At 43.1% G+C, this 20,260-nt stretch carries 22 protein-coding genes; all 22 read left to right on the forward strand.

Annotation, left to right across the window (positions count from 1 at the left end; genetic code table 11):
* The first annotated feature begins 4 nt into the window (after nucleotides 1–4).
* The 22 genes from V1497_RS08330 (at nucleotide 5) to V1497_RS08435 (ending at nucleotide 20,235) form a co-directional block, all read left to right on the forward strand.
* Nucleotides 5–661: a flagellar biosynthetic protein FliO gene (locus V1497_RS08330; RefSeq protein WP_349410509.1), complete on the forward strand. Its 657-nt coding sequence runs from the start codon at nucleotides 5–7 to the stop codon at nucleotides 659–661.
* A complete protein-coding gene (fliP, locus tag V1497_RS08335) occupies nucleotides 654–1,328 on the forward strand; it encodes a flagellar type III secretion system pore protein FliP (RefSeq protein ID WP_349410510.1) in 675 nt (224 codons plus the stop codon). The genes V1497_RS08330 and fliP overlap by 8 nt, the downstream gene beginning before the upstream one ends.
* Before the next feature lie 26 nt (nucleotides 1,329–1,354).
* A complete protein-coding gene (fliQ, locus tag V1497_RS08340) occupies nucleotides 1,355–1,627 on the forward strand; it encodes a flagellar biosynthesis protein FliQ (protein ID WP_349410511.1) in 273 nt (90 codons plus the stop codon).
* Nucleotides 1,628–1,633: 6 nt separating this feature from the next.
* Entirely contained in the window at nucleotides 1,634–2,407 is a 774-nt protein-coding gene (fliR, locus tag V1497_RS08345) for a flagellar biosynthetic protein FliR (RefSeq protein ID WP_349410512.1), read from the forward strand.
* A 1-nt stretch (nucleotide 2,408) separates the two neighbouring features.
* Nucleotides 2,409–3,491 (forward strand): flagellar biosynthesis protein FlhB, encoded by a 1,083-nt coding sequence (gene flhB / locus V1497_RS08350; protein WP_349410513.1) that lies wholly within the window; start codon nucleotides 2,409–2,411, stop codon nucleotides 3,489–3,491.
* 47 nt (nucleotides 3,492–3,538) lie between these two features.
* On the forward strand, nucleotides 3,539–5,575 hold the full coding sequence (flhA, locus tag V1497_RS08355; protein WP_349410514.1) for a flagellar biosynthesis protein FlhA: 2,037 nt from the start codon (nucleotides 3,539–3,541) through the stop codon (nucleotides 5,573–5,575).
* Nucleotides 5,572–6,696, forward strand: a complete 1,125-nt coding sequence (gene flhF, locus V1497_RS08360) for a flagellar biosynthesis protein FlhF (RefSeq protein WP_349410515.1) — start codon at nucleotides 5,572–5,574, stop codon at nucleotides 6,694–6,696. Before flhA ends, flhF begins: the two co-directional genes overlap by 4 nt.
* Nucleotides 6,689–7,555: a MinD/ParA family protein gene (locus V1497_RS08365; RefSeq protein WP_349410516.1), complete on the forward strand. Its 867-nt coding sequence runs from the start codon at nucleotides 6,689–6,691 to the stop codon at nucleotides 7,553–7,555. The genes flhF and V1497_RS08365 overlap by 8 nt, the downstream gene beginning before the upstream one ends.
* Nucleotides 7,552–8,628 (forward strand): chemotaxis response regulator protein-glutamate methylesterase, encoded by a 1,077-nt coding sequence (locus tag V1497_RS08370; protein WP_349410517.1) that lies wholly within the window; start codon nucleotides 7,552–7,554, stop codon nucleotides 8,626–8,628. The genes V1497_RS08365 and V1497_RS08370 overlap by 4 nt, the downstream gene beginning before the upstream one ends.
* A gap of 4 nt (nucleotides 8,629–8,632) precedes the next feature.
* Entirely contained in the window at nucleotides 8,633–10,642 is a 2,010-nt protein-coding gene (locus tag V1497_RS08375) for a chemotaxis protein CheA (RefSeq protein ID WP_349410518.1), read from the forward strand.
* 13 nt (nucleotides 10,643–10,655) lie between these two features.
* The gene (locus tag V1497_RS08380; protein WP_349410519.1) at nucleotides 10,656–11,141 is read left to right on the forward strand and encodes a chemotaxis protein CheW; all 486 of its coding nucleotides are present in this window, start codon (nucleotides 10,656–10,658) and stop codon (nucleotides 11,139–11,141) included.
* Nucleotides 11,138–11,767: a chemotaxis protein CheC gene (locus V1497_RS08385; protein ID WP_349410520.1), complete on the forward strand. Its 630-nt coding sequence runs from the start codon at nucleotides 11,138–11,140 to the stop codon at nucleotides 11,765–11,767. Before V1497_RS08380 ends, V1497_RS08385 begins: the two co-directional genes overlap by 4 nt.
* Nucleotides 11,767–12,267 (forward strand): chemotaxis protein CheD, encoded by a 501-nt coding sequence (locus V1497_RS08390; RefSeq protein WP_349410521.1) that lies wholly within the window; start codon nucleotides 11,767–11,769, stop codon nucleotides 12,265–12,267. The genes V1497_RS08385 and V1497_RS08390 overlap by 1 nt, the downstream gene beginning before the upstream one ends.
* Before the next feature lie 44 nt (nucleotides 12,268–12,311).
* A complete protein-coding gene (locus V1497_RS08395) occupies nucleotides 12,312–13,082 on the forward strand; it encodes a FliA/WhiG family RNA polymerase sigma factor (RefSeq protein WP_349410522.1) in 771 nt (256 codons plus the stop codon).
* Between the two features lie 11 nt (nucleotides 13,083–13,093).
* Nucleotides 13,094–14,515 carry a FapA family protein gene (locus V1497_RS08400; protein WP_349410523.1) on the forward strand — a complete coding sequence of 474 codons (1,422 nt, stop codon included), beginning with the start codon at nucleotides 13,094–13,096 and terminating at the stop codon, nucleotides 14,513–14,515.
* A gap of 2 nt (nucleotides 14,516–14,517) precedes the next feature.
* The gene (locus tag V1497_RS08405; RefSeq protein WP_349410524.1) at nucleotides 14,518–15,000 is read left to right on the forward strand and encodes a DUF6115 domain-containing protein; all 483 of its coding nucleotides are present in this window, start codon (nucleotides 14,518–14,520) and stop codon (nucleotides 14,998–15,000) included.
* 168 nt (nucleotides 15,001–15,168) lie between these two features.
* Nucleotides 15,169–15,900, forward strand: coding sequence for a 30S ribosomal protein S2 (rpsB, locus tag V1497_RS08410; RefSeq protein ID WP_349410525.1), 732 nt, complete (start codon nucleotides 15,169–15,171; stop codon nucleotides 15,898–15,900).
* A gap of 266 nt (nucleotides 15,901–16,166) precedes the next feature.
* Nucleotides 16,167–17,051: a translation elongation factor Ts gene (gene tsf, locus V1497_RS08415; protein ID WP_349410526.1), complete on the forward strand. Its 885-nt coding sequence runs from the start codon at nucleotides 16,167–16,169 to the stop codon at nucleotides 17,049–17,051.
* A gap of 125 nt (nucleotides 17,052–17,176) precedes the next feature.
* Nucleotides 17,177–17,899 (forward strand): UMP kinase, encoded by a 723-nt coding sequence (gene pyrH, locus V1497_RS08420; protein WP_349410527.1) that lies wholly within the window; start codon nucleotides 17,177–17,179, stop codon nucleotides 17,897–17,899.
* 1 nt (nucleotide 17,900) lies between these two features.
* Nucleotides 17,901–18,458 carry a ribosome recycling factor gene (gene frr / locus V1497_RS08425; RefSeq protein ID WP_349410528.1) on the forward strand — a complete coding sequence of 186 codons (558 nt, stop codon included), beginning with the start codon at nucleotides 17,901–17,903 and terminating at the stop codon, nucleotides 18,456–18,458.
* A 196-nt stretch (nucleotides 18,459–18,654) separates the two neighbouring features.
* Nucleotides 18,655–19,422, forward strand: a complete 768-nt coding sequence (locus tag V1497_RS08430) for an isoprenyl transferase (RefSeq protein WP_414703611.1) — start codon at nucleotides 18,655–18,657, stop codon at nucleotides 19,420–19,422.
* A gap of 15 nt (nucleotides 19,423–19,437) precedes the next feature.
* On the forward strand, nucleotides 19,438–20,235 hold the full coding sequence (locus V1497_RS08435; RefSeq protein ID WP_349410529.1) for a phosphatidate cytidylyltransferase: 798 nt from the start codon (nucleotides 19,438–19,440) through the stop codon (nucleotides 20,233–20,235).
* Nucleotides 20,236–20,260: the final 25 nt, after the last annotated feature.

Genomic DNA, 20,260 nt, shown 5'->3' on the forward strand with positions numbered 1-20,260 from the left:
TTCCTTGAGTTTCAAATTACGAATTGTTCTCCTCTTAATGGCCTTCATGTTTGGAGGAGCAACAGACATCTATGCGAATACATCTGCTCCTGAAGAGAAATGTAAAACCGTGTATGAATGCTCCAATCAAGACGGAGAGGGAACAGGAAGCGAAGAAATACAAGAGACGCCTGCTGTTCCTGGTACATCCAATGCTTCAACGATTGGTACTACCTTTAAAGTCCTTTTCGCACTTGCGTTTGTCGTGGCTCTGATGATTATAATCCTGAAGCTTTTACATAAGCGGACCCAGGTCATTCAGCAAGGAAAAGGCATTCAGACACTCGGTGGAGCGATCGTAGGAAATCAACGCTCTGTTCAATTGGTCAAGGTTGGTAATCGGATCCTCGTGGTAGGGGTAGGAGAGAATGTTGAACTGATCAAGGAAATCGATGATGAGGATGAGGTGAAGTCGCTGCTCAGCCATCAAGAGCGTACCAGTGCTGCCTCTTCTGATCATGCTAAGGCCGGTTTGCTTGGATGGTTGGATTCTTTAACGAATAAAGAGTACCGTTCATCAGCTGGGGATTTCAAGAATGTGTTGAGAAAGCAATTGGAGGATTCAAAGCAAGAGAGGAAAGCCATGATCGAATCAATGAAAAAGGAGAAGGACAATGGTTGAATTACCAGGAATTAGCACAGATTTATTCAACGATACACCAGAAAATGTCGCTACCACTGTAAGACTGCTGATTCTGTTGACCGTCCTGTCCCTCGCTCCGGCATTTCTTGTTCTGATGACTTCTTTCACCAGAATCATTATCGTTCTATCATTCGTAAGAAACGGTTTGGCTACACAACAGATGCCGCCCAACCAGGTCCTTGTCGGCTTGGCCTTATTCCTTACATTTTTCATCATGGGACCCGTTCTATCGGATGTGAATCAAGAGGCGGTAACCCCTTTTTTACAAGGTGAACTATCACAAGAAGAGGCGATGGAGAAAGCGAGTATGCCGATTAAAGAGTTCATGGCGAAGCATACGAGACAGAAGGATCTCGCTCTATTCATGAACTACACGGGTGAAAGTCGACCGGAAAAAATAGAGGATATCCCTTTGACGACCCTTGTCCCTGCCTTTGCAATAAGTGAATTGAAAACGGCATTCCAAATGGGCTTCATGATTTTCGTACCTTTTCTAGTCATTGATATGGTAGTGGCTAGTGTATTGATGGCGATGGGGATGATGATGCTGCCACCGGTCATGATATCCTTGCCGTTCAAAATCTTGTTGTTTGTACTTGTAGACGGGTGGTATCTCATTGTCAAATCGTTGTTGGAAAGTTATTAGATTAAGAGAAGAAGGTGCTGAAAGCAATGGATTCACAATTTGTCATTTCATTAGCTGAGAAGGGCGTGTACACGACGTTATTGATCAGTGGTCCGCTTCTTATCCTTGCTTTAGCCGTTGGTTTGTTCGTAAGCATCTTCCAAGCAACGACCCAGATCCAGGAACAGACGCTTGCTTTTATCCCGAAGATTGCAGCTGTCTTGATTTCGTTGATATTTTTCGGACCATGGATGCTGACACAGATGGTGACATTTACACACGAACTATACAGCAACATTAATCAATACATTGGGCTGTAGCAGCATATGGAGTTCTTAAATGCTCTTCCAGCCTTTCTCTTGGTTTTAGTCCGTGTAACCGGTTTTTTGGCTGCCGTTCCGATATTTTCATACAAGAATATTCCTGTCATACATAAGGTCGGACTTGCAACCATCTTGTCCTTTTTCATCCTGTCCACCCTCCAAATGCCGATTATTGCTGTAGATGGAGGCTACTTTCTACTCATTATGAAAGAATTGATGGTCGGGTTGAGTATAGGATTCGTCGCTTCCATCATCCTATATGCCTTGCAGGTAGCGGGAGGATTCATCGATTTACAGATGGGTTTTGCTATTGCTAATGTTTTCGACCCACAGACAGGTATTCAATCACCCCTGATTGGTCGCTATCTCTATATATTTGCGATTCTGTTCCTTTTGACAATTGATGCTCATCATATGATTTTGAATGGAATTTATCAAAGCTATCAATTCATTCCGATTGATGAGCTCATTATGGTCGTCGGAAACGGCGACGTTGCACGACTCATCGCAGACGCTGTCGTCACGATGTTTTATGTTGCTTTTCAGATGGCTGTACCGGTCGTCGGCTGCTTGTTCTTGGTTGATTTAGCTTTAGGGATCGTATCAAGGACAGTACCGCAGGTCAACGTGTTCATCGTCGGTTTGCCTTTGAAAATCGCTGTCAGTTTTTTCGTGTTGCTGCTTGTTCTCCCATTACTCTTCCAAATGGTTGAAACATTGAACGTTGAAATGCTCGAAGCGATGAGGAAAATGATGAGATTGTTAGGTGGACTTTAGGATGAATTACCGTTCATTGGACCTTCAATATTTTTCACAAGAGAAAACGGAGAAAGCAACTCCGAAAAAACGGCAAGAAAGCCGTAAGAAGGGGCAGGTGGCCAAGTCCAGTGATGTAAATACCGCCATCATCCTCCTAATCGTATTCCTGTTCCTGTGGCTGATCGGACCATACATGCTCGACTCGCTTCTTGCGATCTATCACAAAAGCTTCAGAGAGTTCATTCATTTTGATGTAACGAACGAGAATACCCAGCAGGTGATGTCAGCTTTATCCTTTGAAGCTGCCAAAGTCGTCGCTCCAATCCTGCTTGTCTCGTTGGTTGCAGGTGTTGCAGCTAACTACCTTCAAGTGGGTGTGCTATTTTCCACTGATCCTTTAAAGGTAAAATTGGAACGAATCAACCCGTTGAAAGGGTTCAAGAGGATTTATTCCTTGAGAGCGATTGTCGAGCTGTTGAAGTCCATATTGAAAATTTCTCTTGTCGGTTTCGTCACATTCGCAATTTTGTGGCTGAAAAGGGAGGAAGTCCTAACCCTTTCATTCGGTACTGCCGAAAATGCTCTCGTGGTCATCGGAATGCTGACAATCCAGATGGGTCTTGCTGCATCCGTCCTGTTGATTTTCCTCGCCATCCTTGATTACCTCTATCAGAAATATGACTTTGAAAAGAGCATCAAAATGAGCAAGCAGGATGTGAAGGATGAATTCAAAAAATCAGAAGGGGACCCCTTGATCAAGTCCAAAATCAAGGAAAAGCAAAGACAGATGGCGATGCAGCGTATGATGCAGGAAGTACCTAAGGCAGATGTCGTCATTACGAATCCGACCCACTTTGCTATTGCACTTAAATATGATGAAGATGCGATGGATGCACCTGTCATTGTTGCAAAAGGTGTGGATTATGTCGCTTTGAAAATAAGAGAAGTCGCAAGGCACCATGAGATTGAAACTGTAGAGAACCGCCCCCTCGCAAGAAGTCTTTACGATCAAACTGAAATAGGAGATACCGTTCCGGAAAATCTATTCAGAGCCGTAGCTGAAGTTTTAGCGTATGTCTATAAGCTGAAAAAACTTGTTTGAATCGATACTGGGCGCATCTTATGAAAAAGAGAAGGAGAGTACAACTGATGAAGCCAAGAGATCTGACAGTCCTACTTAGCGTTATATTAATCATCACGATGTTGATCATACCGCTTCCAACTTGGATGCTCGACTTCCTTATCATCACGAACATCTCGTTAGGACTATTAATCATCCTTATAGCAATGAATACGAACGAGCCTTTACAATTCTCGATTTTTCCATCTTTACTGCTCCTCGTGACCCTATTCAGGCTCGGACTGAATGTATCGACGACGAGGTCGATCCTCAGTCAAGCGAAAGCAGGTAACGTTATTGATACGTTCGGTTCCTTCGTTGTCGCCGGGAATGTGTTAGTTGGGTTTGTCGTATTCGTGATTCTCATCATCATCCAATTTGTCGTCATCACGAAAGGTTCAGAACGTGTTTCCGAGGTCGCTGCAAGGTTCACGCTCGATGCTATGCCAGGTAAACAAATGAGTATCGACGCAGATTTGAATGCAGGTCTTATATCTGAGCGTGAGGCTCGCGAAAGAAGACAAAAAATCGAACAAGAAGCAGACTTTTACGGGGCGATGGACGGAGCGAGTAAGTTCGTGAAAGGTGATGCCATTGCCGGTATCATCATCGTTATCATCAATATGATCTTCGGAATCATCATCGGTATGGTACAGCAAGGAATGCCGTTAAGCGAAGCATCGGAAACATATACGCTATTAACAGTTGGAGATGGACTTGTCAGTCAAATACCAGCTCTCATCATTTCCACAGCGACAGGTATCATCGTAACGCGTGCTGCATCAGATGGTAATCTTGGACAGGATATCACGAAACAATTGCTTGCTTACCCGACAATGTTATATGTCGCTGCTGGTACGGTCTTCCTGCTGGGGATATTCACGCCGATCCAGGATGTTTTCACTTTGCCGATTGCGATCTTGTTAGCTGTTGGCGGGTTTCAATTAAGCCGTGTCGAGAAAAAACGATACGAAACTGAAGAAGAGGTTGAAGAGGATATTCCGACCGAGGAATTCAAAAGTCCTGAAAGTGTCGTAAATCTTCTGCAGATGGACCCGATTGAGTTTGAATTCGGCTACAGTCTTATCCCGCTTGCAGATACAAGTCAAGGCGGCGATCTACTCGATCGGATCGTGATGATCAGAAGACAATTAGCTTTGGAGCTCGGGCTGGTCGTCCCTGTCGTTCGAATTCGGGACAATATCCAACTCCAACCAAATGAGTATCGAATAAAAATCAAAGGGAATGAGATTGCAAGAGGAGAATTGCTCCTAGACCATTATCTCGCCATGTCTCCCGGGGTAGACGATGAAAGCATCGAGGGGATCGAGACGATCGAACCCGCTTTTGGACTTCCTGCTTTGTGGATTTCAGAAGAGTTGAAGGAAAGAGCGGAAATGTCAGGTTATACGGTCGTTGATCCACCGTCCGTGGTATCGACGCACTTGACGGAGATGATCAAGAAACATGCCCATGAGCTTTTAGGTCGTCAAGAAGTGAAACAGCTTGTCGAGCACATGAAGGAAACACATGCAGCATTGGTTGAGGATGTGACACCGGAGCCGTTGACGATCGGTGAGATCCAAAAGGTCCTCTCAAAACTATTGAAGGAAAACATTTCAATCAGGAATTTGCCGGTCATCTTCGAAACTCTTGCCGATTACGGTCAGCTGACCAAGGATACCGATTTATTGACAGAATACGCCCGACAATCGCTTGCAAGACAAATCTCCAAACAATATAGTGATGAACAATCCAAGCTGAAAGTGATCACGTTATCCGGCACTGTGGAAAAAAGAATTGCAGAATCAATCCAACAAACCGAACATGGGAACTATTTGGCGATGGACCCGAATGAATCTCAAGCGATATTCGATTCAATTACGAGTGAGATCAAGCGTTCGAATGAAGTTACGCCGATCACTGTCCTGTTATGTTCTCCTGCCGTTCGGATGTATGTAAGACAGCTGATTGAAAGGTATCTCCCGGATGTACCGGTGTTATCGTATAACGAATTGGAGCCTGATTTAGAAGTACAAAGCATTGGGGTGGTGAATCTGACATGAAGGTAAAAAAATATATTGCACCTACCATGCCGGAAGCTATGAAAAAAATCCGGAGTGACTTGGGTAAAGATGCCGTCATCTTAAATTCAAAGGAAATCCGTACTGGTGGTTTCCTCGGTTTTTTCACCAAACCGTCACTTGAAGTAATTGCCGCATTGGATCCTGAACCACTTTCACCTTCTTCTCATGAGGAGGAACGGAAGCCCGTTTTCAGTTCTGCTAAACCGGTAGCAGTAGAAAATTCTGTTTACACAAAACGTCCACCTGTTGGAACAAAAGTTGGTATGACAGATCGTTCGGTCCCTGACAACTCTCCACATCTTCCGAAGCAAATCTTGACCATTGATGAATTTCTTACTGTTCAAGGCGTCACATCTGATCTGAAGTCCATGATCGTGAGTAAATTGCTGCGTCGGTGGTATCAAGAAGAAACAGAAATGAAAGCATCAGAGAAGCTTCAAGGATGGCTGAGAGAGGAACTTTTGTCCATCGTTCGGGAAGTGTCTTTCGGAGGCTTCGAATACAAGAAGAAAATACTGAATTTGATCGGACCGACCGGTGTTGGGAAAACGACGACAATTGCTAAAATTGCAGCTGATGCAGTCTTGAACAAGAAGAAGAAAACAGCATTGATTACGACGGATACCTATCGGATTGCAGCAATTGAACAGCTGAAGACATATGCAGAAATATTGAATGTACCATTGGAAGTCGCCTACAACCAGGACGATTTCAAGAATGCAAAGGATAAGTTCAAGGATTATGATGTCATCCTTGTCGACTCTGCAGGGCGGAATTTCAAAAAAACACGCTATATCGATGATCTCGAACAGATGTATCAATTTGATGAGGATATGGAGAATTATCTTGTATTCTCACTGACCTCAAAATATACAGATATGATCCAAATTGCAGACCACTTCAAGAAGATACCGATTGAGAAGCTCGTGTTCACGAAAAAGGATGAAACGGATTCATATGGTGAAATCTTGAATTTGATTTATAAAATGGAATGTGGAGTCGCTTATGTAACCTTTGGTCAAAATGTCCCTGATGATTTGACAGAAGTTTCACCTGAGAAGATTGTAGACCTTATTTTGGGAGAAATGACCCATGTATGACCAAGCTGAGATGCTGCGTAAAAGATTGACTTCAAGTGTAAAACCAGCGAAAGTATGTGCCGTTGTAAGTGGGAAAGGCGGCGTAGGGAAATCCAATGTAACGCTTAATCTCGCCCTTTCTTTAATTGAGTCGGGCTCCAAAGTTCTCATATTGGATCTTGATATCGGTATGGCCAATTTGGATATCCTTATGGGTGTCCATTCCAAGAACCATATTGTCGACATGGTCGAACAAGAACATTCGATATTAGAAATGATTGAAACGGGCCCAGGTGGAATCGAGTATATAGCAGGAGGAAATGCACTCAATAAGCTATTCGAACTCACTCCATCACAGTTTAATCACTTTGTAGAACAAATCAAAATTATTCAGGAAGGCTATGATTATATTTTCTTGGATATGGCAGCAGGAGCCTCAAAGGATGGTCTGAAGTTCATTGCTGCGGCGGATGAGGTTCTACTTGTCACTACTCCTGAGCCGACCGCGATCACAGATGCTTATGCCATGATGAAGCATATACACGCAGTAGTGGAATCCATCAACGTTTCGGTCATTGTGAATCGGATGGAGAACAAACATGAAGGAGAGGATGTCGGTCTAAGGATCCAACATGCGGCTGAACGTTTTCTTCAAAAAGAAATTCGCGTACTAGGAGGCCTGCCGGAGGACCGCCAAGTCTTTACAGCTGTGAAAGCACAAACGCCATATCTTATCGGTGCACCGAATGCTAAAGTGTCTCTCGCTATGAAACGTTTGGCCTCAACCTTTGGCAATGGAACGGATGCATCAGCCCAAGTGGGCGAAAGTTTTTTGCAGCGTTTTACTCGGTATTTTTCAAAAAAGCGGGGTGCCAAATGAATAAGATCAAGGTATTGGTTGTGGATGACTCGGCATTTATGCGGAAAATCTTGACGGATCTCCTTCAGGATGACCGCTCAATTGAAGTGGTTGGTACCGCTAGAAACGGACAGGATGCACTGGAGAAAATTCCACGATTTAATCCGGATGTAATCACTTTGGATGTTGAGATGCCGGTCATGGATGGACTGGAAACACTAAAGGAAATCATCCGATTGCATGGCCTGCCGGTCATCATGGTCAGCAGTGTAACCCAATCAGGTGCTAAACAAACAATTGAAGCGATGCAACAAGGAGCGATTGACTTTATTCCGAAGCCTTCGGGTTCAATCTCGCTTGACATACATAAAGTTCAAAACGATCTTATAGAAAAAGTGAAAACTGTAAGCGGCATTACGGTAAAGGATTCCTCTCCATCCATCACTGCAATAGAAGATCCGGTCACGATCAATCAAAGGGAAAGAGCTTCACGAAACGAAGAGGGCGATGGAAAGAAGCTCATTGCAATAGGAACGTCTACTGGGGGTCCAAAAGCTCTTGTAGATGTGATCGCAAACCTGCCGAAAGGAATAGCGTCTCCTGTCCTCATTGTGCAACATATGCCTGTCGGTTTTACGAGGTCTCTTGCAGAACGGCTTAATAAATTGTCAGAATTGCATGTGAAAGAAGCGGAAGAAAATGAAGAGATTGTAAATGGTACAGTCTATATCGCCCCTGGTGGTTATCACTTGAAGGTAAGAGAGAACGGCGACCGGATCTATGTAGAACTGGACGAGCATACTCCTCCTACAAAAGGACATCGACCATCAGTGGATGAAATGTTTATGAGTATTGCGAAGTTGAAAGGTTATCAGAAAATCGCAGTCATCATGACTGGTATGGGAGCTGATGGCTCAAAAGGTCTTCTTTCTTTAAAAGAGGATGGCAGGACGATTGCGATCGCTGAATCAGAGGAAACATGTGTCGTGTTTGGGATGCCTAAGGCTGCAATTCAAACGAATCAAGTGGACGAAATCGTAAGAGTGGACGAGATCAGTCATAGGATTGTCCACCATTTAAATGTAGGGGGTTGAAACAATGGATATGAATCAGTATTTGGATGTGTTTGTCGATGAGAGCAGGGAACATCTCCAAGCAATACATGAAAATATGGTAAGGCTTGAAAATGATCCTGCTGAAATATCAATTGTAAATGAAATATTTCGTTCTGCTCATACATTGAAAGGCATGTCTGCCACGATGGGATTTGAAGATTTGGCGAATCTGACACACCAAATGGAAAATGTGTTAGATGCAATCCGTCAAGACAAGATACAAGTTTCCGATCTTACCGTTGATACGCTATTCGAATCGGTGGACCTGTTGGAGGAAATGGTTGAATCAATCATCTCGGGCGGCGATGGAAAACGGGATGTAGAAGGAATCGTAAAAAAACTGAGTTCAATTGAAAAAGGGGAGGAAATCCCTGAACAGCAAGGAAGTGCTTCCTCCAACACCCTCGGTGATGAGTTGGATGAATTCCAGAAATCGATCCTACAGCAATCAGTCGATCAAGGATTACATCCATTTACTGTAGACGTCCAACTGGAGAAGACTTGCATGTTGAAGGCTGCAAGAGTGTACATGATTTTTGATGCAATCGGTCAATTGGCTGAAGTGATTCACTCCTCTCCACCAGTTGGTGACTTAGAAGAAGAAAAGTTTGAGGATCGTTTTACTGTGACATTGATCTCCTCACAGGACCCAGAAGAAATCAAAGCGAAAATATCAAGTGTTTCAGAGGTCGACTCGGTGAAAGTGAATCCACTCGATCTCTCTACCCTCGATGGTACCTCTGAAAATGAATCGGAAGCGGCGGCAACGGTTGAAGCCGTAAAGTCTGCAGAGACTTCAGAGGATAAAAGTACAACGTCTGAAGACAAGAAAACCAAAGCGACAAACAATAAAACAATGCGTGTCAATATCAACCGTCTTGATGTTCTCATGAATCTCTTCGAAGAGCTGGTCATCGATCGAGGAAGATTGGAATCCATTGCAAAAGACTTGAATCATCATCACTTGACAGAGACAGTGGAACACATGACGAGGCTGACCAGTGATTTACAGGATGCGTTGCTTACCATGCGGATGGTACCGATCGATCAAGTATTCAACCGTTTCCCTCGAATGATCCGTAGTTTATCGAAGGAATTAGGAAAGAAAATCGATCTTGTCATCACCGGTGGAGAAACAGAGCTTGATCGTACAGTGATTGATGAAATTGGTGATCCACTCGTCCATCTGTTACGTAACTCTGTGGATCACGGTATTGAATTACCTGAAAAAAGACGGAATGCGGGTAAACAGGAAGAAGGGACGATTGCCCTTACAGCCTATCATAGTGGAAACCACATCTACATCGAAATCGAAGATGATGGTGGAGGAATCAATAGAGAGAAAGTTTTACAAAAGGCGATTGAGAACAATATCCTCGACGAAGCGACAGCACAAATGATGGATGATCATGAAATTTATCAACTGCTGTTTGCCTCAGGATTCAGTACAGCAGATACAGTTTCTGATATCTCAGGCAGAGGTGTTGGGCTGGACGTCGTCAAGAGTAAGATTGAATCACTCGGTGGAACGATTTCTGTCACATCCGTACCTGGTAAAGGGTCTAAATTCTCAATTGAATTGCCACTTACTTTATCGATCCTTTCCGTCATGCTGATTAAAGCAGGTGCAGAGATTTATGCCATCCCTCTTTCCAACATTGTAGAAAGCATCATCATTCCGAAAAGCGCTGTGATGAAAGCTCATCATATGCCTGTCATTGATTTTAGAGGCAAGGTCGTGCCGCTCGTTTCATTAAAGGATACATTGGGTGTAGAGGCGACAGAGGAAGATAAGGAGAACCATTCGATTGTGGTCGTTCGAAAAGGGGATAGTATGACAGCCTTGATCGTAGATGATTTCATCGGTCAACAAGAAGTCGTCTTGAAACCATTGGGTGATTATTTGAAGAATGTTTTCGCCATTTCAGGAGCAACCATTCTTGGAGATGGAAAGGTTTCTTTAATACTAGATTGTAATGACTTGATCAAATAAGGGAGGATTTCAAATGTCTGAAATGAAAACAGTAGAAACAGAGATCAAAGCAATCGTATTCCAGCTTATTGATGAAGAGTATGGAGTTGATGTCCATCAGGTCCGTTCGATTGAACGTCTTCAAGAGATTACCAGAGTTCCACGTACTCCAGCTTTTGTAAAGGGCGTCATTAACCTCCGTGGCGTTGTCACCCCCGTTATAGATTTGCGGAGCAGATTTGATTTGCCTGAAGCAGAACATACAGATGAGACGAGAATCATCATTGTCAGAGCAAATGAACTTGAAGTCGGGATGATCGTTGATTCAGCAAATGACGTCATTGATGTTCCTACGAATACGATCGAACCAGCACCGAAGGTAGTCGGTGGGATTGATGCCGAATATTTGGATGGTGTCGCAAAGCTAGAGAATAGACTATTGATTCTTCTTAATTTGGATAAAGTATTGAATCCGGAAGAAATCATTGCGTTAAGGGAATTCAAGGAGAAAGGTGAATGATTACTCCCGAAAAGCTGACCGATTTCCATAAGGACATTCTGAAGGAGATCGGAAATATTGGAGCGGGAAACGCAGCTACTGCATTGAGTCAATTGATGAACAGGACGATCGACATGAAAGTCCCATCCGTGAAGATGGCTCTCTTCCATGAAGTGACTGAACTAATCGGTGGAGATGAAACGGTCGTTGCAGCAACCTTCTTCCGTGTCACGGGTGACGCCCCTGGTAATATGTTTTTCATCCTGCCTTTGCAGGAAGCAGTCACTTATCTTAGGGAACTCACTGGTGATTCGGAAATCGAGGAAGAATCAATTTTTTCAAGTGAGCTTGCGCAATCCGCTCTTCAAGAAACGGGAAATATCCTTGCAGGATCCTATTTATCCTCATTTTCTGATTTTACAGGATTGAAGCTCTATCCTTCTGTTCCTTTTCTCTCAATTGATATGGCTGGTGCTGTGCTTTCTCAAGGTCTGGTCGAATTATCCCAGGTCAGCGATTATGCAATCCTCATTGATACTGAATTGAGAGGTGCCGATAATACCCAGTTAGGAATGGATGGGCATTTCCTATTGTTACCCGACCCTGATTCATTTGAAAGAATTTTTCATGCTTTGGGAGTAACTTAATGAACAAAACGATTGAAATCATCCAGGTGAAAATTTCAGATTACCAGCTTGCAAAAGCACCTCATCATCTTAAAACAACAGGCCTCGGATCGTGTGTAGGTGTCGTGATCTATGAACAGGCGGCTAAGGTGGCAGGTATGGCCCATGTGATGCTGCCAAGCTCAACGATGGCAAGAGAAGTTTCGTTCAACTTTGCAAAGTATGCAGATACAGCACTTCCGGCAATGGTCGATGAAATGGTCCAAACCTATCGTTTACGACGGGATTCACTCGTTGCTAAAATTGCTGGTGGGGCACAAATGTTTCAATTCAGTGGGAAGAGTGAAGCGCTCAGAGTCGGACCGAGAAATGTGGAAGCAGTGAAGGAGACCTTGCATGATCTTGATATTCCGGTTATTTCTGAGGATGTGGGAGGCAGTAATGGCAGGACGATCACGTTTGATTCAGAAAATGGGATTTTACAGATCCGTACGATCCACAAAGGAATCACGACCATTTAATTGTAGTAGCTGTATGCGGAAGTATGACGACAAGGAGGGATTGGATGCGTAAGGGGACCACATCAGAAGCGAGTGTATATTGGGACAGCTGGTCGAAATACAAAGATAAAGAATCTTGTGAGGCGTTATTGGAGATGCATTTGCCTTTGGTCCAATACCACGTTCAACGAATCGCTGTCGGCTTGCCGAGGAATGTCAATAAGGATGAATTACGTAGTCATGGCCTGATGGGTTTGTATGATGCAATCAACAAATTCGACCCATCAAGAGATCTCAAATTCGATACATACGCTTCTTTCAGAATAAGAGGTGCGATTCTGGATGGACTTCGCAGGGAAGATTGGCTGCCGCGTTCATTAAGGGAAAAGACAAAGAAAATCGAAATGACGATTGAGCGGCTGGAGCAGGAAAGGATGCGCTCTGTAAGTGCTCAAGAAGTTGCCGAAGAGATTGGATTACCAGAAGAAGAAATTCTTACGATCATGTCTGAGAGTTTTATGGCGAATATCCTCTCTATCGATGAAGAAAACAAAGACAGCGATGCAAACGAGAAAATCGGTTATACAATTGAAGATAAAAAGGTGGATACACCTGAAAGTCTTATGTTGACAAGCGAACTCCATCATCATCTAACAGAGGTTATAGATGATTTGAATGAAAAAGAACAGCTTGTTGTCAGTCTCTTTTATTATGAAGAATTGACACTCACAGAGATCGGAGAGGTATTGAACCTTTCTACTTCTAGGATTTCACAAATCCATTCGAAAGCATTATTCAAGCTTCGAAATGTATTAAATAAATACTTGGTTTCCTGAGGAGGTCCCGTATGGGAAAGGATCACTTATCTGAATACATTGATCTGGAAATGAGGGCTCAGAACATGGAGGCCGTTCTCATTCCTTTGACCAAGATGGAAGAGGCTTTAGAACTTGATGATATTCTCCTATTTCTACAAGAAAACCATATCGTCCATGGAATTAATACCAACGCCATTGAACAGGTACTCGAGGATGTGACAGCATGGTCAGAACCTCTCGTGGTGGCTGAAGGAACCCAGCCTGAACAGGGGACACATGGATACATAAGACCGATTCTGTCTGCAGATGATGCTCAAGAATATACAGGGGAATCGAGATTTGTAGATTTGAGATTGACGACTAAGATCCATTCGGTTGTAAAAGGAGAAAAGATCGCTGAAATCATCCCCCCTACAGAAGGTAAGGATGGAATCGACGTAACTGGTGAAATCATCAAGCCGAAGCCCGGGAAACCAATACATATTAAAAAAACACCCAATATCATAGTGGATGAAGAAAAAGGCCATATCTATGCGCTCACAAATGGACAAGTCAGTTATCAGAAGCGCTCAGTCTATGTCTTTCCTGTCTATGAAGTCCAAGGGGATCTCGACCTTAAGACGGGCAATTTATCGTTTACAGGTAATATCCATGTACATGGGGATATCCCTTCAGGTTATACGATCACCGCAGATGGAGATGTAAGGATCGCGGGCTCAGTGGAAGCTTCGACCATCAAGGCTGGCGGTTCCATTTACATCCGGGATGGCATTGCCGGTCAAGGAAAAGGAATCATTGAGGCAGGCTGTAACATCCATACAGGATACATTAATCAAGGAATCGTCCATGCAGGGGGAGATCTGCATGTCAATCAAGTCAACCATAGCACGCTACAAATCAATGGAACAATATATTGCCAAAAGGGTAATGGAATCATACACGGTGGGACGATTACATCTGGAGGGTCCATACATGTGAATCAGGCGGGTACGGAGTTGATGACCAGAACCCAGTTCTTTTTCGGTGTCCCTCCATCTGTCATTGAAAAGTTCGAACATCTCTCAACTGCACTAGCGGAAGAGGAAGAGAATTTGAAGAAGCTTGAAAGGCTGAGGGAAAAACTTGAACGGAAAAACCCTGATGAGTGCTCAACCCAAGAACGTGTCCTTCTATTGAAAGTCAAGAATACGATCAAATTGACTCGTGATAAAATCAAAGAGTTGAAATTGGAATATGAAATTGTCAAACAAGATTTCATTGATGTCCAAGACCATTCTTTGTTTGTCAACGGCACCATCCATCCAGGTGTAGAAGTGACATTCGGTAAATATAAGAGGGTGTTGACCTCGGAATACAAAACGGTCGAGCTGATACTGTCTTCAGGAGAAATCGTCATTCAAAGTCAAAATGAAGAAAAGTTTGAAGGTCGAAACTCATTGGTAAGGAGGTAAAAATGACTGAATTCCTATTAGGTGTCAGTTTTTTCATTCATCTAATAACAATCCTTTCCATCATCGTCATATGGAAAAAATCAGAAGCAGCAGGACATGAGGATGTCAAAAGGATGAAAACAGAATTGGAGGATATCCTCCTGGCCTATACAACTGAAATGAAAGAAGAGAATGATGCCTTCATTAAAGAACTTCAACGTATGAACAACAGTAAAGAATCGAATGGACATATTGCAGAAAGAACAAACACGTCCAATGAAAAGGGACCTGAAGAAAAAACGCCAGAAAAACAGGGAAATCAGTCGGATCCTATTCATTATATCCCCCCTTTCGATGATACGGTCGAGGAATTCGGACCTTCACTCTTGTCCCAGGTCTTATCATTAAAAGATCAGAACTATTCGATAGATGAAATCGCAAAAAGGGTGAATAAAGGGAAAGGTGAGATCGAGCTACTCATAAAATTTCATCAAGATAGGCATTAGGTACTTGCGAGATCATTTACGAATGTGTTATATTTATTCTCGGTGTTTAGATCACATCACACACGTTCGTGGATTCATTCATTGGTGCTTATCATGAAGCTTGTCTTCTTCAATAAGTTGTGAATGATGAGAAGCGGACGGAGGAAAAAACCATAGGAGGTGCCATTCATGGCAGTTATTTCAATGAAACAATTGTTAGAAGCTGGTGTTCACTTCGGTCACCAAACACGCCGTTGGAACCCAAAGATGGCACGTTACATCTTCACAGAGCGTAACGGCATCTACATCATCGACCTTCAAAAGACAGTTAAGAAGGTTGAAGAAGCGTATAATTATATGCGCGACATCGCGGCGGACGGAGGAAAAATTCTTTTCGTCGGAACGAAAAAGCAAGCTCAAGAGTCTGTTAAAGACGAAGCTGTGCGTGCAGGTCAATATTACATCAACCAACGTTGGTTAGGTGGAACATTGACAAACTTTGATACGATCCGTAAGCGTATCAAGCGTTTGAAGGATCTTGAAAAAATGCAAGAAGACGGAACGTTCGATGTCCTTCCTAAGAAAGAAGTTATCCTTCTTAAAAAGGAAATGGATCGTCTTGAGAAATTCCTAGGCGGAATCAAAGACATGAACGGTCTTCCAGATGTCCTTTTCGTTATTGACCCTCGTAAAGAGCGCATCGCTATTGCAGAAGCACGTAAGTTGAACATTCCAATCGTTGCAATCGTCGACACAAACTGTGATCCAGACGAAGTGGATGTTGTCATCCCAGGTAACGACGATGCAATCCGTGCTGTCAAGCTATTGACTTCGAAAATGGCAGATGCAGTTGTCGAAGCGAACCAAGGTAACGCTGAAGAAGCTTCTACTCAAGAAGAGGAAGAAGAAGTAAAAGCGTAAAACAAAATTGTACTCATTAAGGGTGATAGAGGGGAACTGACCCTTTATCACCCTTTTTAAACAAAGGCTCTGTTAAGGAAATAGAAGCGTTCGCCTGAAGCTTTCTACAATCAACAACATTCTTTAACAGTGCCTAAACAAAAGGTATGTGAAAAGCAATATTGATTTCTAATTCCTTAGAGATCATAAAGCGGACAACCTTTCAAGTGGATCAGATTTGAAACCAAAGCTTATGAAGCTACATATTTTAAAGGAGGAATTTACTCATGGCAGTTACTGCACAAATGGTAAAGGAACTACGTGAAAAAACTGGCGCAGGTATGATGGACTGCAAGAAAGCTCTTACTGAAAACGATGGTGATATGGACAAAGCAATCGACTGGCTTCGCGAAAAAGGCATTTCCAAAGCAGCGAAGAAAGCTGACCGTATTGCTGCTGAAGGTCTAACTCACATTGAAACGAAAGGTAACGAAGCTGTTATCGTCGAAGTCAATTCTGAAACTGACTTTGTTGCGAAGAACGATTCCTTCAAGCAATTGATCGTTGATATCGCGAAACACCTACTTGATACGAAGCCAGCATCTGTTGAAGACGCTCTGAAAAAAGAAATGACTGGTCAAACGATTTCCGTTGAAGAGTACATCAACAATGCAATTGCAAAAATCGGAGAAAAAATTTCTCTTCGTCGTTTCGCAATCCTTGAAAAAGAAGACCAAGACGCATTTGGTGCATACCTTCACATGGGTGGCCGCATCGGTGTTCTTTCTGTCATCGGTGGAACAACGGATGAAGAACTTGCAAAAGATATCTCTATGCATGTAGCTGCTGTAAATCCTCGATACATCAACCGTGAGCAAGTTTCTGAAGAAGAAGTAGCTCGTGAGAAAGAAGTATTGACTCAACAAGCATTGAATGAAGGAAAGCCTGAAAACATCGTTGAGAAGATGGTGGCTGGACGAATCAACAAATTCTTCGAAGAAATCTGCTTGGTCGATCAAGGCTTCGTTAAAGATCCTGATCAAAAAGTCGGGAAGTTTGTTGAAAGCAAAGGCGGTACTGTAAAAGGATTCGTACGTTACGAAGTTGGCGAAGGAATGGAAAAGCGCGAAGAGAACTTTGCTGACGAAGTAATGTCACAAGTCAAGAAATAAGACGATTTGATCATCGTTTATTTCTAGCAACATCCACAGGTGAGAAAGGGGGACACGAGACGTACGTGTGCCCTCTTTTTCAAGGACGAACGGACAATTAACCCAAACGCTGATGGAGGGAAAAAATGAGTACGCCGAAATATAATAGAGTCGTATTAAAATTAAGCGGAGAAGCACTTTCAGGTAGTGTTGGTTATGGGATTGACCCGGCCATCATCCAATCCATCGCAAAGCAGGTAAAAGAGCTGGTGGAAATGAATGTTGAAGTCGCAGTCGTGGTTGGCGGCGGTAACATCTGGAGAGGAAAAGCTGGAAGCGAAATGGGTATGGACAGAGCTACAGCTGATTACATGGGCATGTTAGCAACGGTCATGAATTCACTTGCTCTTCAAGATAGCTTAGAGAATATTGAAGTGGAAACTCGTGTTCAAACCTCTATCGAAATGCGTCAAGTAGCTGAACCTTATATCCGCAGGAAAGCAATCAGACATCTTGAAAAGAAACGGGTCGTCATTTTCGCAGCAGGGACCGGAAACCCCTATTTCTCCACAGATACGACAGCAGCGTTACGAGCAGCAGAAATTGAAGCAGAAGTCATCCTCATGGCGAAGAATAACGTTGACGGGGTTTACACTGCTGATCCGAAAACAGACGAAACAGCTAAAAAGTACAATAGCTTGTCTTATCTGGAAGTATTGAAAGAAGGTCTGGCAGTAATGGATTCCACTGCATCATCCTTATGCATGGACAATGACATTCCATTGATCGTATTCTCGATTATGGAAGAAGGAAACATTAAGCGCGTTATCGAAGGCGAAAATATTGGAACTGTTGTGAGGGGGAAATAAGATGTCTAATACGATTATTCAACAAGCAGAAGAAAGAATGAAGAAGGCTGTAGCTGCTTACAAAAGGGAGCTCGCGACTCTTCGTGCTGGACGTGCAAATCCGTCCTTATTGGACCGTGTAACGGTTGATTATTACGGTGCTCCAACACCATTGAATCAGATGGCGGGAATCTCTGTGCCTGAAGCACGACTTCTTGTCATCCAACCGTATGATAAATCCGTCATCGGAGATATCGAAAAAGCGATTCAGAAAGCGGAGCTAGGATTGACGCCATCCAACGATGGTGATGTTATCCGTATCGCCATTCCTGCGTTGACAGAAGAGCGTCGTAAGGAGCTTGTAAAGCTCGTCAAGAAATACACAGAAGAAGGAAAAGTAGCAGTAAGAAACATCCGTCGTGATGCAAATGATGAGTTGAAGAAATCAGAGAAAAACGGTGACTTGACTGAAGATGAGTTGCGCCGCTATAACGATGAAGTTCAGAAACTTACAGATCGTTTCATTGCTGACATTGATTCAATCGCAGACGATAAAGAAAAAGAAATCATGGAAGTATAGCATGATTCAAGTTAAAATAAGATAAGAAAAAGACCCTCTTTTTCATAGAGGGTTTTTTGCACATAATAAACCTGAACGCATCCATCCTATACGACGGTGATGTGTAAAGGAATACGTCATACATATAAAACGGAAGGCTGTCCATAAGGAGTTGGGCATTCTTATCACCGGATCTATTCTCTCTGGGGGAGACGATATGCTAAATAAGTTTACAAACTTGACGAAAATGAACAAAGAGTCCAATCAGGGCGTTCAACTTGATCTTTCACGTGTTCCGAAACATGTAGCAATCATCATGGATGGGAATGGACGATGGGCAAAGAAACGTGGCTTGCCACGAATTGCGGGGCATCGTGAAGGAATGAAGGTAGTAAGGAAGATTGTACGAAGAGCAAATCAATTAGGTATTAATGCATTGACGATGTACGCTTTTTCAACAGAAAATTGGAAACGCCCGAAACCAGAAGTCGAATTCATTATGAAGCTTCCTGAGCAATTCCTTGTCACCTATCTTCCTGAACTTATTGAAGAAAACGTTCAAGTCCGCATCATGGGAGAGGAAGAAGGAGTTCCATCTTATACATTGAAGGCTGTTCATGAAGCTGTAGAACGCACCAAACATAATGATGGTCTTATTTTGAATTTCGCTCTCAATTATGGAAGCAGATATGAAATTACTTCTGCTGTCCGTAAACTTGCCTTAGAGGTTGAGCAAGGTAACCTACGATCAGAGGACGTCAACGAGAAGATGATTGGTTCCTACATGATGTCTAATGATATAGGTGATCCTGAATTGTTGATTCGGACAAGCGGGGAAATACGACTCAGCAACTTCATGCTCTGGCAGTTGGCTTATACTGAGCTCTGGTTTACGGATGTGTACTGGCCAGACTTTTCAGAAGCTGATTTCGATTCAGCGATTCACGATTATCAAAATAGAGGCAGAAGGTTTGGTGGGGTATAACCCTAGGAGGCTTATATGAAAGTACGAGTAATAACAGGTGTTCTTGCAGCGCTCATTTTCCTGCCGATCGTATTCATCGGTGGAGGTTGGTTCTATGGTGTCATGGCACTGTTAGCTGCAATCGGATTGAAAGAATTATTAAGAATGAAAGGAATTCGGCTGAAACAGTTCCCAGGTATGGTTGCTTTAGTGATGGTCATCATCCTCGTCATACCAAAGGGTTTCATCGATCTCCCATATAACCTGAATACGATTAAGATCGATGCCATCATCATTGGGTTATTTGCAATGTTGACTTGGACGGTCATTACGAAAAACATTTTCACCTTTGAAGATGCGAGCTTCGTCATCTTATCCACACTCTACGTTGGTATTGGATTTTTATATTTTAATGAGACGAGAGCCCTTGAAAATGGAGTGGAGAGCTTGTTCTTCGTCCTCTTCATCGTATGGGCGACAGATACCGGGGCTTACTTTTTCGGAAAAGCCTTCGGTAGGCGGAAGCTATGGCCAGTTATCAGTCCGAACAAGACGATAGAAGGATCTCTGGGCGGATTGCTCTGTGCGATCATCGTGGCAGTTATCTTCCAGATCTTCTTCCCGATCTATTCTGCATTTGTCGTAGCCATCATTGCGGCGGTTGTAATCGGCATTTTCGGTCAAATTGGTGATTTGGTTGAATCCGCATTCAAGAGACATTATGAAGTAAAGGATTCGGGTACGATCCTTCCAGGACATGGCGGGATACTCGATCGATTTGACAGCATTATTTTCGTACTGCCGATTTTACATATCGTACAGCTGCTGTCATAGTTGTCATTGCATTGTTAGGAGTAGG

Source organism: Pseudalkalibacillus sp. SCS-8 (genome assembly GCF_040126055.1).
In the GTDB taxonomy this organism is placed as follows: Bacteria; Bacillota; Bacilli; order Bacillales; family Fictibacillaceae; genus Pseudalkalibacillus; species Pseudalkalibacillus nanhaiensis.